Origin of the sequence: Mesorhizobium sp. Ca11, assembly GCF_020165275.1 — a bacterium.
Lineage (GTDB): Bacteria > Pseudomonadota > Alphaproteobacteria > Rhizobiales > Rhizobiaceae > Mesorhizobium.
On the sequence record NZ_JAIUHU010000001.1, the window covers coordinates 357,074 to 371,074 of the forward strand.

Here is a 14,001-nt window from a genome sequence, read left to right on the forward strand (position 1 = left end):
TACGGCGCCGTTTCGGGTGTTGGGATCGCCGATGTAGCTCAGAGGTTAGAGCGCCGGATTTAGGTCCGGAGGTCGAGGGTTCGAGTCCCTTCATCAGCACCACGGATAGCTCAGGTTGGGTAGAGCATCAGATTTGTCATCTGACTGTCGAAGGTTCGATTCCTTCTCCATTGGCCTCGAAAGCCAGCACCCTACACGGTGTTATTCGAAAAACGGTCCGGGGACCGGAATGCGAGGATTTCACGGACGGCAAGGCTTCGGCCTCGCCGGGCGGTGACGTTCTGCGCCATCGGCTCGCGGCCAGGCCCGCGGTGACGAGCAAGGCGCGACGCGGCCGGCAAAGTAAGCTTCGGCTTCCGGCGCCCGCTTCGTCGCCCCGCGATCCGCTCCCGAAGGCCCGCCGCGGATCGATGCCACCGGTCCCCGGATCATTCGTGCCCAGGACAGTACGACGACGTGAAACGAGAAACGAAAGGATGATCGACGCATGACGTGACGCCTCACATGGGGCCATGCCCGACAGGAGTAAGACAATGAAGACCATTCTCGAAAAGCTTCTTGGACGCCAGCGCGTCCTCGTGAAGGAAAATGAACGTGCCGTCGCCCTCTACAAGGGTGAGATCCAGGCGATCCTGATGCCGGGCGAGCATTGGCTCGCCAACCGGCGCGGCAACCTGGAAATCTCCAGGCACGACCTGAAGAACCCGGAATTCGTTTCGGCTTACGAGAAGGCGTTGTTCGACAAGCTCCCGGATGTGGCCGCGCGTCACCTCACCGTCATCCGCACCGGGCGTACCGACGTCGCCGTCGTCGAGCGCGACGGCGCCTTGCATGCCGTGCTCAACCCGGATCGCAAGCTCGTGCTGTGGACGGATGCCGGCCCGTGGAAGGTCACGTCCGTCGACACGGCGGCCGATCTCGCCGTCGATCCGGCCTTGATGCGCCGGATCGGCCAGGCCCGGAAGACGGAACATGTGTTCCTCTATCCGGTCGTGGACGGCCAGGTCGGGTTGCTGTTCGTGGATGGCGTCTACACCCGCACGCTTGCCGCGGGTGTGCACGCCTTCTGGAATGTCGGGCGCATGGTCCAGGTGAAGGTTGTCGACGTCAAGCGCCAGTCGCTCGATGTTGCCGGGCAGGAAATGCTGACCAAGGATCGCGTGACGATCCGCGTCAACATCGCCGCCGAATACCGGGTCGTCGATCCGGTGACGGCGGTGAGCACGGTGAAGGACTTCTCCGAAGCCCTCTACCGCGCCCTGCAGTATGCCTTCCGCAAGACGCTTGGCGCGCTCACGCTCGACCAGATCCTCGACAAGAAGGTCACGGTCGACGAGGACGCGGCTGCCAAGGTGCGCGACGACATGGCCGTGATCGGCGTCGAGGTCAGCGATATCGCTCTCAAGGATGTGATCCTGCCGGGCGACATGCGCGAGATCCTCAACCAGGTGGTTTCGGCCGAGAAGCAGGCCGAGGCCAACGTCATCCGCCGCCGCGAGGAGACGAACGCCACCCGTTCGCTGCTCAACACGGCCAAGGTGATGGCCGAGAACCCGGTGATGCTGCGACTGAAGGAGCTCGAGGCTCTCGAAGCCATCGCCGGCAAGGTCGAGCGGCTCACCGTCCACAACGGAACGGGCGGGTTGCTCAACGACCTGGTCAAGCTCCGCGACTGATGCATGTCGCCCAAAGTGGTTCCGGCTTTGGGAAGACGGCATGCGAAACAAAAGCTGACGCCGCGTCAAATGGGAGGGGCCGCCGGGCAGGCCGGCGGCCCCTCTTGCGCTCCCAAAGCCCACATCCCATCTGCCCCGGCGCGTCAGGCCTTTTCCTGCCGGGAAAAACCGATTAGACAGCGCCCAAACAAGATGCGGACAGATTCCGCCCGCAACCGAAGGAAGAGCCCTTGTCCACCACGTTCGAGAAAGTCGCCAAGATCATTGCCGACACCAGCGAGATCGATATCGACACCATCACGCCCGAGAGCCACACGATCGACGATCTCGGCATCGACAGCCTCGATTTCCTCGACATCGTCTTTGCCATCGACAAGGAATTCGGCATCAAGGTGCCGCTCGAGAAGTGGACGCAGGAGGTCAATGACGGCAAGGCCTCGACCGACGACTACTTCGTGATGAAGAACCTGTGCGCCAAGATCGACGCGCTGGTCGCGGCCAAGGCCGCCTGAGCCGGCTCGGGCGCGGTCTTGACGCGCCCCGCCAGCTGACCCACAACAGCCGCCCATGAGTTCTCACGACGTCGTCATCACCGGCATCGGCCTTGTCTCTTCGCTTGGAGAGGGCCCTGATGCGCATTGGCAGAAGCTCACCCGACCGGGCCTTGAGCCGGTGCTCGATGCGGCGCGCTTCGCGCCCTATACCATCCATCCCCTGCCCGAGATCGACTGGAACCTGCAGATCGCCAAGCGCGGCGACCAGCGCCAGATGGAAACCTGGCAGCGCCTCGGCACCTACACCGCCGGCCTGGCGCTCGACGATGCCGGCATCAAAGGCAATGACGAGCTTTGCGCCACCATGGACATGGTGGTGGCGGCCGGCGGCGGCGAGCGCGACGAAGCCGTCGATGCCGCGATCCTTGCGGCCTCCGAGAGCCGCAACGACCGCGACGTGCTGCTCAACGAGAAGCTGACGACGGAACTGCGGCCGACTTTGTTCCTCGCCCAGCTCTCCAATCTGCTCGCCGGCAACATCTCGATCGTCCACAAGGTCACCGGTTCGTCGCGCACCTTCATGGGCGAGGAAGGCGCCGGCGTCTCGGCCGTCGAGACGGCGGCCGCGCGCATCCGCTCGGGACAGTCGACCCATGTTCTGGTCGGCGGCGCCTTCCAGACCGAGCATTCCGACATGCTGCTCGGCTATGAGCTTGCCGGCTACCTGCATCGCGGCCCATGGAAGCCGGTCTGGCAACGCCAGGGCTTAGAAGGCGGCGGTGTGGTGACGGGGTCCGGCGGCGCATTCCTGGTGCTCGAGCAGCGCGAGCACGCAAAAAACCGCGGCCGCAAGATCTACGCCGAGCTTGGCCCCGTCGTCTCCGGCCGCGCCAGGCGCCGGCAAGGCGAGTTGAATTCAGAGATTGCTGCGCTGCTGAAGCAGGCTGCCCTTCCCGACGGGGATCTGCTCACGATTTCCGCCGCCTCCGGCGCCCACGCCGCGACGGCGGCTGAGAAGGCCGTTCTCGATGCCAATTCGGCTTTGGCCGTGCGCGCCTTCTCGACGCTGACCGGCCATATGAAGGAGGCTCAATTCCCCTTTGCGGTTGCGCTCGCGGCAATGGCTGTCGACCGCGGGGCCGGTTATCCTGCCTTCGATGCCACGATGGAGCGCTCATTTGAAGGCGCCCCCAATTCCGTTCTTGCAACCGCGATCGGCTATCACCAATTCGAGGGCCTGGGGCTGGTTAAAGCCGCTTAGATCGGTTTTTCGCAATTCCCGGGCGGAAAACCGCTACACACCTTTCCTGGAATTGCTCGATAACGAGGCAGACAAAGCATGGCCAATCTTCGCGACCACATGGGCAGGCCTATCGTCGCCGTTACCGGCATCGGCGTGGTGACCTCGCTCGGCGTCGGCAAGGCCGACAATTGGGCGGCGCTGACCTCGGGCAGATCCGGCATCCATCCGATCACCCGCTTTCCGGTCGACCACCTCAACACCCGCATTTCCGGCATGGTCGACTTCCTGCCCTCGAGCTCGAAGGGCGCCAGCCACCTCACCTACGAACTGGCCGAGACGGCGGCCCAGGAGGCCGTCTCGGAAGCTGGTTTGGAGTCCGGCGATTTCGGCGGCCCGCTGTTCCTGGCCTCGCCGCCGGTCGAGCTCGACTGGATCGACCGCTTCTCGCTCTATAATTCCGACAAGCAGGACGCCGGTGCCGAAAGGTTGCTGCGCGTGGCGCGCGGGCTGAAGGAGCTGGATGTGTTCGAGACCACGCAGTTCGGCTCGATCGCCGATCGCCTGGCCGACCGCTTCGGCACGCGTGGTCTGCCGATCACGCTGTCGACCGCCTGCGCCTCGGGCGCCACCGCCATCCAGCTCGGGGTCGAGGCGATCCGGCGCGGCGAGTGTGACAAGGCGCTGTCGATCGGCGCCGACGGCTCGGCCACCGCCGAAGCGCTGATCCGCTTCTCGCTGCTCTCGGCCCTTTCCACCCACAATGATATCCCCGAAAAGGCCTCAAAGCCCTTCTCCAAGGACCGCGACGGCTTCGTGCTGGCTGAAGGCTCCGGCGCGCTGGTGCTGGAATCGCTGGAAGGCGCCCTTGCGCGCGGCGCGACGATCCTCGGCATCATGCGCGGCTGCGGCGAGAAGGCCGACGATTTTCACCGCACCCGCTCCAAGCCCGATGGCTCGCCGGCGATCGCGGCGGTGCGCGCCGCCCTTGCCGATGCGGGCCTTGGCGAAGACGAGATCGACTACGTCAATGCGCACGGCACCTCGACGCCCGAGAACGACAAGATGGAGCACCTGTCGCTGTCCACCGTCTTCGGCGAGCGCATCGGCTCGATGCCGATCTCGTCGAACAAGTCGATGATCGGCCACACCCTGTCGGCCGCCGGCGCGGTGGAGGCCGCCTTCTCGCTGATGACCATGCGCGAAAGCGTCATCCCGCCGACGATCAATTACGACAATCCCGATCCGGCCATCGTGCTCGACGTCGTGCCGAACAAGAAGCGCAACGCCGAAGTGGGCACGGTTTTGTCGAATTCCTTCGGCTTCGGCGGCCAGAACACCTGCCTTGTCATGGCGCGGGAACCGGTCTAAGCGGACTTTTCCGCTCTTACAGACCCGACAGGCCACATGCGCGCATTGCAACTTATCGAGGACCGCCGCCTTGAAACGGTGGACCTGCCGCCTCCCCCGCCGCCTTCGCTGGGCGAAGTGACGCTCCGCATCAAGGCGGTGGCGCTCAACCATATCGACGTCTGGGGTTGGCGCGGCATGGCGTTTGCCAAGCGCAAGCTGCCGCTGGTCGTCGGCGCCGAGGCCGCCGGCGAGGTCGAGGCGGTCGGCCCCGGCGTCTCCAACCTGCTGCCGGGACAATTGGTGTCGATCTACGGCGCGCGCACCTGCGGGCTTTGCCGCGCCTGCCGCGAAGGCCGCGACAATCTCTGCGAGCATGTTTCCGGCGTCCATGGCTTCCATCTCGACGGCTTTGCCCAGGAAAAGATCAACCTGCCGGCGCGTCTTCTGGTGCCCGCGCCTCCCGGCGTCACCGAGATCGGCGCGGCGGTCGCGCCTGTCACCTTCGGCACGGTCGAGCACATGCTGTTCGACAACGCCAGGCTGGAACCAGGCGAAACCATCCTCGTCCATGCCGGCGGCTCCGGGATCGGCTCCGCTGCCATCCAGCTCGCAAAGAAGATGGGCTGCACTGTCATCACCACGGTCGGCTCGAACAACAAGATCGACAAGGCCAAGGCGCTTGGTGCCGACCATGTCATCAACTACCGCGAGGACCGTTTCGAAGGCGTCGTGCGCAAGCTGACCAGGAAGAAGGGTGTCGATGTGGTGTTCGAGCATGTCGGCGCCGACACCTTCGCCGGTTCCATGCTGTGCTTGAAGCGTGGCGGTCGCCTCGTCACCTGCGGCTCGACCTCGGGCGTGTCGACGCAGGTCAACCTGATGCAGCTCTTCCAGCAGCAGCTGAAGCTGCTCGGCTCCTTCGGCTGCCGCATGGAGAACATGGCCAACGCCATGCAGAAGATGGCGGCCGGCCTCGTTGCGCCGGTCATCGATACCGAAGTCGGCTTCGACGACATCGACGCCGCGCTGAAGCGCATGGAAGGCCGCGACGTCTTCGGCAAGATCATCCTGCGCGTTTCCTAAGACAGGATGGTCGGCAAGGTGTTCAGGAAAGCCCGCCGGAACTTCATGTTCCGCTACGGCCGACGGCTGCGCCAGCTGGAGCATTGGCTGGTCGCCAAGCTCGCCATCGTGTTGCTCTCGCTGCTGCGCCTGTTGCCGCCGGACAGCGCGCTCAACTTCGCCGACCGTGTCGCCCGCCGCATCGGCCCGATGGTCGGGCGCCACCGCGTTGCGGTCAACAATCTGCGCCTTGCCTATCCGCAAAAGAGCGACGCCGAGATCGAAGCCATCGCGCGCGACATGTGGGGCAACATGGCCCGCCTCGCCGCCGAATACATCTTCCTCGACGCGCTGTTCGACTTCGATCCGAACGCTTCGAAGCCGGGCCGGGTGGAGGTGCGCGGCGTCGAGCATTTCCACGAGATCGCCGGCGAGAAGAAGCCGCATATCCTGTTCACCGGCCATCTCGGCAATTTCGAGTTGCTGCCGGTGGCCGCGGCCACCTTCGGCATGAACATCACGGCGCTGTTTCGCCCGCCGAACAACCCCTATCTCGCCGATTACATCCACTCGACGCGCCGCTCCTCGATGGGCGCCCTGCTGCCCTCCGCCGCCGGCGCATCCTTCGCCCTTGCCGCCATCCTCGAAAAGGGCGGCAATATAGGCGTGCTGGTCGATCAGAAATTCTCGGGCGGCGTAGACACGACCTTCTTCGGGCGCCCATGCCAGAGCAATCCGATGCTCGGCATGCTGGCCCGCCACTATGACTGCGATGTCTATCCCGCCCGCTGCGTCAGGCTGCCGGGCAACCGCTTCCGCCTGGAAATCGAGGACAGATTGACCTTGCCGCGCACCGAAGGCGGTAGCGTCGACGTCAGCGCCACCACCCAGCTGCTCACCGATGTGGTCGAGCGCTGGGTGCGTGAGGACCCCGGCCAGTGGATGTGGTTCCACAAGCGCTGGGAAATCAGCGACCGCCGCCGCAAGCGCCGACAGTCGAAGGCGACAGTCGGCCTGTAACCGGGTCGGCCCGCCGACCAGGCTCAGTTGGTGACGACGATCCGCGTGTTGCCGTAACCGACTTCCTTGACCATCGAATAGAAGGTCGCGGCGTTGGACGGATGCAGGCGCACGCAGCCATGCGAGGCCGGGCGCCCGAGATTTCTTACCGACCCGGTGCCGTGAATGGCGTATCCGCCGTGGAAGAACACCGAATAGGGCATCGGCGAGTTGTCATACTTGCGCGAATACCACATCCGGGCGGTCCATTGCGGCCGGTAGCTGCCGCGCGGCGTGAAGTAGCCCTTGCGCGCGGTCGACACGCTCCAGCGATAAACCACCTGGCCGTATTTGCTGACGGTCATGGTCTGTGACGAGACGTCGATATTGGCCACCAGCGCAGCCGCCCGGCTTGCGATGGACATGCCGAACAACGCGGTTGCCAGCACGGTTGCCATGAGAACGAACTTTTTCATGCGATCAAACCCCTTTGATTGCCCCCTGCCGTTCGCGCGGTTCTTCCATCTTTTCGCCGGCAGATGCGTTAAGTACCACACACTCCTTGACGAATCCGCCAATGCAATGCGGTGAATTTGAACGATTTTCGCGGTATAGTTGCTGCCGCACCACGCACCCTCTGAAGTTTAGGCGAGGCGTTGGTCCATGCTTCGGTCGTTGTGTGGCAATGAGCGACTGGTCGCTTGCAAAAGTGCTGCGTTCCTTCTTCAATTCGCCGGATGAATGAACGACTTCTCAAGGCGGTCGAGGATCGGGCCGACGACCTCGTTGCGCTGACCGCCGACCTGATCCGCTTTCCGACCGTAAACCCGCCGGGCGAAGCCTATCGGCCATGCGCCGAGTTTCTCGGCGCGCGCCTGAAGAAACTCGGCTTCGAGACCGAGTTTATTCGTGCCGAAAGCGCGCCAGGCGACAGCGACCGCTACCCGCGCGTCAACGTCGTTGCCCGTTTCGAGGGCAGCTCGCCCGGCCCCTGCGTGCATTTCAACTCGCACATCGACGTGGTCGAGGCCGGCGACGGCTGGACCGTCGATCCCTTCGCCGGCGTGGTGAAGGACGGCAAGGTCTATGGGCGCGGTGCCTGCGACATGAAGGGCGGCCTGGCTGCCTCCGTCATCGCCGTCGAAGCCTTCGTGGAAGTCTATCCCGATTTCCCCGGCGCCATCGAGATATCAGGCACGGCGGACGAGGAATCGGGCGGTTTCGGCGGCGTCGCCCATCTGGCGAGGCTCGGCTATTTCTCGAAGCCGAAAGTCGACCACGTCATCATCCCCGAGCCGCTGAACAAGGATCGCATCTGCCTTGGCCATCGGGGCGTGTGGTGGGCCGAGATCGAGACCAAGGGCGAGATCGCGCATGGCTCGATGCCGTTCCTCGGCGACAATGCGGTGCGCCATATGGGCGCCGTCCTGCAGGCCTTCGAGGACGAGCTGTTCCCGGCCCTCGACCGCAAGATGACGCGCATGCCGGTGGTTCCGGAAGGCGCCAGGCGCTCGACCATGAACATCAATTCCATTCATGGCGGCCAGACCGAGGATTTCCGGCCGGGGCTTCCCTCGCCCAACGTGCCCGATTGGTGTCGGCTCACCATCGACCGGCGTTTTCTGCTCGAAGAGGACATCGCCTCCGTCAAAGGCGAAGTCACGGGCATCCTCGAACGGCTGAAACGCGAGCGCGAGAAATTCGACTACGAGATCCGCGATCTGATGGAGGTGCAGCCGCTGATGACGGAGCGCGACGCGCCGGTGGTGAAGGCCGTCGCCAAAGGCATCATGGCGGTGTTCGACCGCGAACCGGAATATGTGATCTCGCCCGGCACCTACGATCAGAAGCATGTCGCGCGCATCGGCCATCTCTATGACTGCATCGCTTATGGCCCGGGCATTCTCGACCTCGCCCACCGGCCGGACGAATGGGTCGGCATCGCCGACATGGTGGAATCGGCCAAGGTGATGGCTATCGGCCTCAATGTGCTCTTGCGCGGTACAACCGGCTGATCCGGAAAAACATTCCGCCTGGCGCCGCCCGGCAGCACGAAACGCAATTTACTCGCAGGCCAAATCACGCTTCTATCCGCCAGCTTGAGCGCATTTTGAGCAAATGGGAGTTCAGCGATGAAATTGTGGAAGACCATCCTGGCCGCGGCCATGCTGTCGCTTGCCGCCGCCACGTCGGCCTTTGCCGCACGCACCGACCTCACGCTCGGCATTGTGCTTGAGCCGCCGCATCTCGATCCGACCGCCGGTGCGGCCGCGGCCATCGGCGAAGTCACCTATGCCAACGTCTTTGAAGGGCTGACACGCATTGACGACAACGGCCAGGTTCAGTCAGGTCTCGCCGAGAGCTGGGCCGTCTCTGACGACGGCAAGGTCTACACGTTCAAGCTGCATTCGGGCGTGAAGTTCCACGATGGCTCGGCCTTCAGCGCCGACGACGTGAAATTCTCGCTGGACCGGGCGCGTGCCAAGGATTCGCTCAATCCGCAAAAGCAGCTCTTTGCCCACATCACCGATGTCACGGCGGTCGATCCGGCGACCGTCAAGGTCAGTCTCGATGGACCGCAGGGCAGTTTCCTCAGCGACATGGGCCAGGTTGCAGCGGTGATCGTGGGGAAGGGGTCGGCCGACGGCAACAAGGACAAGCCGATCGGCACCGGTCCATTCAAGCTCGATCATTGGGCCAAGGGTTCCGAGATCACGCTGGTCAAGAATCCGGACTACTGGGGTACGCCCGCCGCGCTCGACAAGGCGACGTTCCGTATCGTGCCCGACGCGGCCGCGGCTGTCCCCGCATTGCTCTCGGGCGACATCCAGGCTTTCGCCAACATGCCCGCACAAGACGCGCTCGAGCAACTCCAGTCCGATCCGCGCTTCAGCGTCGTGATCGGCTCGACCGAGGGCGAGACGATCCTGTCGATCAACAACAAGAAGCCGCCCTTCGACAAGCTCGCGGTGCGGCAGGCGCTCGCCTCCGCGATCGATCGCAGTGCCATCATCGCCGCGGCCTCGAACGGTCTTGGAAAGCCGATCGGGTCTCATTTCTCGCCAGGCGATACGGGCTATGTCGATCTCACCGGCGTCTATCCGCACGACATCGCCAAGGCCAAGGAGTATCTGAAGGAAGCGGGGCTGGAGAACGGCTTTTCGGCCACGATCAAGCTGCCGCCGGTACCCTACGCACGCGACGGCGGCCAGGTGATTCAGTCCCAACTGAAGGACATCGGGGTCAATCTGCAGATCATTCCGGTCGAATGGGCGGAGTGGCTGAGCCAGGTCTTCACCAACAAGGACTACGACCTGACGATTGTTTCCCATGTCGAGCCAAACGACATCGATATCTATTCGCGGCCCGGCTACTATTTCCAGTATGACAATCCGAAGTTCAACGATGTCATCAAGGAGCTCGGCACCACGGTCGACAAGGACAAGAGGCTGGAGCTGCTGGGCGAGGCGCAGAGGATTCTCGCGCACGACGTGCCCGCCGTCTACCTGTTCGAGCTGCCCAAGATTGGCGTCTGGGATGCCAAGCTGCAGGGCATGTGGACGAACTGGCCGATCGAGGCTGACGATCTGACCAAGGTGAAGTGGACGGATTGAGGCCGGCGCGATCGCCCGATCGCCTCCCATGACCGCCTATCTCCTGAAACGCCTCATCATCGCGGCCCTCACGCTGGTGCTGGCCTCGATGGTGGTGTTCGCGGTCATGGAGATCCTGCCCGGCGATCCGGCGCGCCTGATGCTGGGCCTCAACGCCAGCGCCGAGCAGGTCGAGGTGCTGCGCGACCAGATGGGGCTGAACGCGCCGCTGGTGCTGCGCTATCTCCACTGGGCGGCAGGCTTGCTCAGTCTCGATTTCGGCCGCTCCTACACCTATTCGGTGCCCGTCATCGACCTGGTGCGCGAACGCGTCGTCGTCTCCCTGCCACTGGCGCTGATCGCGCTGGCGCTTTCGACCATCATCGCCATTCCGGTCGGCGTGTTCTCCGCCAGCCGCCAGGGCCGCGCTGGCGACACGCTCGCCATGGGCGCCGCCCAGCTCGGCGTCGCCGTGCCGAATTTCTGGTTCGCGCTGATGCTGATCTATCTGTTTGCCGTATGGCTGCGGCTGGTGCCGGCCGGCGGTTTCCCAGGCTGGAGCGCCGGCATCTGGACGGCGCTGAAATCCCTGCTGTTGCCCGCCGTCGCGCTCGCGCTGCCGCAGGCGGCGATTCTCGGACGCGTCGCCCGCTCGGCGCTGATCGAGGTGCTCAACGAGGACTATATCCGCACCGCCCGCGCCAAGGGCCTGCCCTACCGCGCCGTGCTGTGGCGCCACGCGCTGCGCAACGCCATGATCCCGGTGCTCACCATCCTCGGCCTGCAATTCGCCTTCCTGCTTGCCGGCACCATCATCATCGAGAATGTCTTCTACTTGCCAGGCCTCGGCCGGCTGATCTTCCAGGCGATCACCCAGCGCGACCTGATCGTGGTCGAGAGCATCGTCATGCTGCTGGTCGCCGCCGTGATCGTCATCAACTTCATTGTCGATTTCTCCTACGCCCTCGTCGACCCGCGCCTAAGAGCAATTCCAGGAAAAGTGCGTAGCGGTTTTCCGTCCGGAATTGCGCCAAAACAAATACTGAGAGCGGTTCAGCGATTCCGCGAAACGCGGAACCGCTCGAGAGGCCGGCAATGACCCTGCGCGTCGACCTGCCCGAAGAAACGCTTGCCGGCGTGCTGGCCAAGGCCTTCGGCAACCGCTCCTTCCTGATCGGTCTGGCCATCACGCTGCTGGTTGTGGCCGTCGCGCTCGTTTCGTTCCTGTGGACGCCTTACGACGTCACGAGGTTGGTGATCGCCGACAAGACGCAGGCGCCCTCCTGGGCGCACTGGTTCGGCACCGACCATTTCGGCCGCGACATCCTGTCGATGATCATGGTCGGCGCCCGCAACTCGATCGCCGTGGCGTTGGTCGCGGTCGGCATCGGCATGGGCATCGGCGTGCCGCTCGGCGCCTTCGCCGCGGCGCGCGGCGGGATAGTCGACGAGGCGCTGATGCGCCTCAACGACCTGGTCTTTGCCTTTCCGGCGCTGCTTTCGGCAATCATGATCACCGCGATCTTCGGCCCGGGCGCCGTCAACGCCATCATCGCCATCGGCATCTTCAACATCCCGGTCTTTGCCCGTGTCACCCGCGCCGGCGCTTTAGCCATCTGGCCGCGCGAGTTCATCCTCGCCGCACGCGCCGCCGGCAAGGGCATGACGCGGATCACCGTCGAGCACATCCTGCCCAACATCGCGACGCTGCTGCTGGTCCAGGGCACGATCCAGTTCGCGCTGGGCATCCTCGCCGAAGCCGGGCTTTCCTATGTCGGCCTCGGCGCCCAGCCGCCGATGCCGAGCTGGGGCCGCATGCTGTTCGACGCGCAGACGCGCATGGTGACCGCGCCCTGGATGGCGATCTTCCCCGGCATGGCGATCGTGATCACCGTGCTCGGGCTGAACCTGCTCGGCGACGGCATCGCCGACATCCTCGATCCGAAATCGCGGCGGCGTAGATGAACCTGCTCGAGATCGAAAACCTGTCGCTTTCGATCGGCGCCACACCGATCCTGAAAGGCGTCGAGCTGACAATCGCACCGGGCGAGGTCGTCGGCTTGGTCGGCGAATCCGGCTCCGGCAAGTCGATGACGGCGCTGACAATCATGCGGCTGCTGCCGCATCTGGCCCGCGCCGAGGGCCGCGTCGCCTTCGACGGCATCGACATCCTCGCTGCCACCGAGGACCAGATGTGCGCCTTGCGCGGCGACGATATCGGCATGGTCTTCCAGGAGCCGATGACGGCGCTCAACCCGGTCAAGACCATCGGCGAGCAGGTCGCCGAGGGCATACGCTGGCACACCAAGGCGGGCCGCGCCGAGGCCGAGGAGCGCGCGCGAAAAATCCTCGACCGCGTCGGCCTGCCCGAGGCCAAATTCCCGCTGTCGCGCTACCCGCACGAACTGTCCGGCGGTCAGCGCCAGCGCGTCGTCATCGCCATCGCCTGCGCGCTGAAACCGAAGCTGCTGATCGCGGACGAGCCGACGACGGCGCTCGACGTGGTGCTGCAGGCGCAGATCCTCGATCTTCTGCGCGACCTGGTCAGCGAAAACCGTATGGGCCTGCTACTCATCTCGCACGACCTCGCGGTGGTGACCGAGATGGCCGACCGCCTGACCATCCTGCGCCGTGGCGAGGTGACGGAAGCCGGCGACACCGCCCGCACGCTGTCGGAACAACAGCATCCCTACACCCGCGAGCTGGCGCTGGCTTCCATGCATGTGCCGGCGCGCCCGAAACCGCACCTTGCCGGATCGGCAAAACCCTTGCTCGAAGTCGAGGGCGTCAGCCGGGACTATCCGGGGCGGCGCAAATCGCTGTTCCGGCCGGCGCAACCGATCCGCGCCGTCGACGATGTCTCGCTCACCATCGAGCCCACGCAATCGGTGGCGCTCGTCGGCCGCTCGGGCTGCGGCAAGTCCACGCTTGCCCGCATGATCCTCGCCTTGGACAAGCCGACGGCGGGCACGATCCGCTTTCGCGGCGAGCCCATCACCGGCAAGCCGGAGTCGACGCTGAAGCCGGCCCGACGCGACATGCAGGTCGTGTTCCAGGATCCTTACGGTTCCTTCGACCCGCGCCAGAAGGTCGAGAAGCTGGTGGCCGAGCCGCTGCATCTTCTGGAAAAGCAGCCGGCAAAGGCCGAGCGCCGCGAGATGGTCGCGCATGCGCTGCAGGAAGTCGGCCTTAGCCAGCGCGACATGGACAAATACCCGCATGAATTCTCGGGCGGCCAGCGCCAGCGCCTGTCGATCGCCCGCGCCATCATCACCCGTCCGAAGCTGGTAGTGGCCGACGAGCCGGTATCGGCGCTGGACGTCTCGATCCGCGCCCAGATCCTCGACCTTTTCGCCGAGCTCAACCAGAAGCTCGGCATCGCCTATCTCTTCATCACCCATGACCTGACGGTCGCCCGCGCCATGGCGGACGAGGTGCTGGTCATGCATGAAGGCAAGATCGTCGAACGCGGCCGGGCGGCCGAGGTGCTCGACCATCCGCGCTCAGAGGCGGCGCAGGCGCTGGTCGCGGCGGCACCCGACCTTCACCGCGCGATCGCGCGCAAAATGCAGGAACAGGGGTAG

Annotated in this window: 12 protein-coding genes and 2 tRNA genes; 13 read left to right on the top strand and 1 reads right to left on the bottom strand. The window is 64.6% G+C overall.

The genetic code is table 11. The features are described 5' to 3' along the window. The first annotated feature begins 27 nt into the window (after positions 1 to 27). From LB538_RS01760 to LB538_RS01795, 8 genes are all read left to right on the top strand, one after another. Positions 28 to 102, top strand: a tRNA-OTHER gene (locus tag LB538_RS01760). Positions 103 to 104: 2 nt separating this feature from the next. Continuing rightward, positions 105 to 174, top strand: a tRNA-Thr gene (locus LB538_RS01765). Positions 175 to 533: 359 nt separating this feature from the next. Next, positions 534 to 1,676 (top strand): slipin family protein, encoded by a 1,143-nt coding sequence (locus LB538_RS01770; protein ID WP_224522662.1) that lies wholly within the window; start codon positions 534 to 536, stop codon positions 1,674 to 1,676. Positions 1,677 to 1,906: 230 nt separating this feature from the next. Next, positions 1,907 to 2,188 carry an acyl carrier protein gene (locus tag LB538_RS01775; RefSeq protein WP_027167184.1) on the top strand — a complete coding sequence of 94 codons (282 nt, stop codon included), beginning with the start codon at positions 1,907 to 1,909 and terminating at the stop codon, positions 2,186 to 2,188. Between the two features lie 55 nt (positions 2,189 to 2,243). Beyond that, positions 2,244 to 3,431: a beta-ketoacyl-ACP synthase gene (locus LB538_RS01780; protein WP_224522663.1), complete on the top strand. Its 1,188-nt coding sequence runs from the start codon at positions 2,244 to 2,246 to the stop codon at positions 3,429 to 3,431. Positions 3,432 to 3,509: 78 nt separating this feature from the next. Continuing rightward, complete coding sequence (locus LB538_RS01785) at positions 3,510 to 4,781, top strand: beta-ketoacyl-ACP synthase (protein ID WP_095764965.1); 1,272 nt, start codon at positions 3,510 to 3,512, stop codon at positions 4,779 to 4,781. A gap of 36 nt (positions 4,782 to 4,817) precedes the next feature. Further along, complete coding sequence (locus tag LB538_RS01790; RefSeq protein WP_224522664.1) at positions 4,818 to 5,846, top strand: zinc-binding dehydrogenase; 1,029 nt, start codon at positions 4,818 to 4,820, stop codon at positions 5,844 to 5,846. A 6-nt stretch (positions 5,847 to 5,852) separates the two neighbouring features. Beyond that, complete coding sequence (locus LB538_RS01795; protein ID WP_224522665.1) at positions 5,853 to 6,845, top strand: lipid A biosynthesis lauroyl acyltransferase; 993 nt, start codon at positions 5,853 to 5,855, stop codon at positions 6,843 to 6,845. Between the two features lie 23 nt (positions 6,846 to 6,868). Here the strand turns inward: LB538_RS01795 and LB538_RS01800 are convergent, their stop codons facing one another. Next, positions 6,869 to 7,300, bottom strand: a complete 432-nt coding sequence (locus tag LB538_RS01800) for a L,D-transpeptidase (protein ID WP_095764962.1) — start codon at positions 7,298 to 7,300, stop codon at positions 6,869 to 6,871. Between the two features lie 261 nt (positions 7,301 to 7,561). Between LB538_RS01800 and LB538_RS01805 the strand changes: the two genes are divergently transcribed. The 5 genes from LB538_RS01805 to LB538_RS01825 all read left to right on the top strand — a co-directional run bounded on the left by LB538_RS01805 (position 7,562) and on the right by LB538_RS01825 (position 14,001). Next, positions 7,562 to 8,839: an acetylornithine deacetylase/succinyl-diaminopimelate desuccinylase family protein gene (locus LB538_RS01805; RefSeq protein WP_224522666.1), complete on the top strand. Its 1,278-nt coding sequence runs from the start codon at positions 7,562 to 7,564 to the stop codon at positions 8,837 to 8,839. A gap of 117 nt (positions 8,840 to 8,956) precedes the next feature. Further along, the gene (locus LB538_RS01810; RefSeq protein ID WP_224522667.1) at positions 8,957 to 10,438 is read left to right on the top strand and encodes an ABC transporter substrate-binding protein; all 1,482 of its coding nucleotides are present in this window, start codon (positions 8,957 to 8,959) and stop codon (positions 10,436 to 10,438) included. 28 nt (positions 10,439 to 10,466) lie between these two features. After that, on the top strand, positions 10,467 to 11,516 hold the full coding sequence (locus tag LB538_RS01815; RefSeq protein WP_224522668.1) for an ABC transporter permease: 1,050 nt from the start codon (positions 10,467 to 10,469) through the stop codon (positions 11,514 to 11,516). After that, on the top strand, positions 11,513 to 12,382 hold the full coding sequence (locus LB538_RS01820; RefSeq protein WP_224522669.1) for an ABC transporter permease: 870 nt from the start codon (positions 11,513 to 11,515) through the stop codon (positions 12,380 to 12,382). The genes LB538_RS01815 and LB538_RS01820 overlap by 4 nt, the downstream gene beginning before the upstream one ends. Further along, positions 12,379 to 14,001, top strand: a complete 1,623-nt coding sequence (locus LB538_RS01825; RefSeq protein ID WP_224522670.1) for an ABC transporter ATP-binding protein — start codon at positions 12,379 to 12,381, stop codon at positions 13,999 to 14,001. The genes LB538_RS01820 and LB538_RS01825 overlap by 4 nt, the downstream gene beginning before the upstream one ends.

Excerpts from the sequence above, each read along its gene's own strand:
- LB538_RS01805 (WP_224522666.1), top strand. The coding sequence starts at position 7,562 with ATGAATGAACGACTTCTCAAGGCGGTCGAGGATCGGGCCGACGACCTC.
- LB538_RS01810 (WP_224522667.1), top strand. The coding sequence starts at position 8,957 with ATGAAATTGTGGAAGACCATCCTGGCCGCGGCCATGCTGTCGCTTGCC.
- LB538_RS01815 (WP_224522668.1), top strand. The coding sequence starts at position 10,467 with ATGACCGCCTATCTCCTGAAACGCCTCATCATCGCGGCCCTCACGCTG.
- LB538_RS01825 (WP_224522670.1), top strand. The coding sequence starts at position 12,379 with ATGAACCTGCTCGAGATCGAAAACCTGTCGCTTTCGATCGGCGCCACA.
- LB538_RS01780 (WP_224522663.1), top strand. The coding sequence starts at position 2,244 with ATGAGTTCTCACGACGTCGTCATCACCGGCATCGGCCTTGTCTCTTCG.
- LB538_RS01785 (WP_095764965.1), top strand. The coding sequence starts at position 3,510 with ATGGCCAATCTTCGCGACCACATGGGCAGGCCTATCGTCGCCGTTACC.
- LB538_RS01790 (WP_224522664.1), top strand. The coding sequence starts at position 4,818 with ATGCGCGCATTGCAACTTATCGAGGACCGCCGCCTTGAAACGGTGGAC.
- LB538_RS01800 (WP_095764962.1), bottom strand. The coding sequence starts at position 7,300 with ATGAAAAAGTTCGTTCTCATGGCAACCGTGCTGGCAACCGCGTTGTTC.
- LB538_RS01770 (WP_224522662.1), top strand. The coding sequence starts at position 534 with ATGAAGACCATTCTCGAAAAGCTTCTTGGACGCCAGCGCGTCCTCGTG.
- LB538_RS01795 (WP_224522665.1), top strand. The coding sequence starts at position 5,853 with ATGGTCGGCAAGGTGTTCAGGAAAGCCCGCCGGAACTTCATGTTCCGC.
- LB538_RS01820 (WP_224522669.1), top strand. The coding sequence starts at position 11,513 with ATGACCCTGCGCGTCGACCTGCCCGAAGAAACGCTTGCCGGCGTGCTG.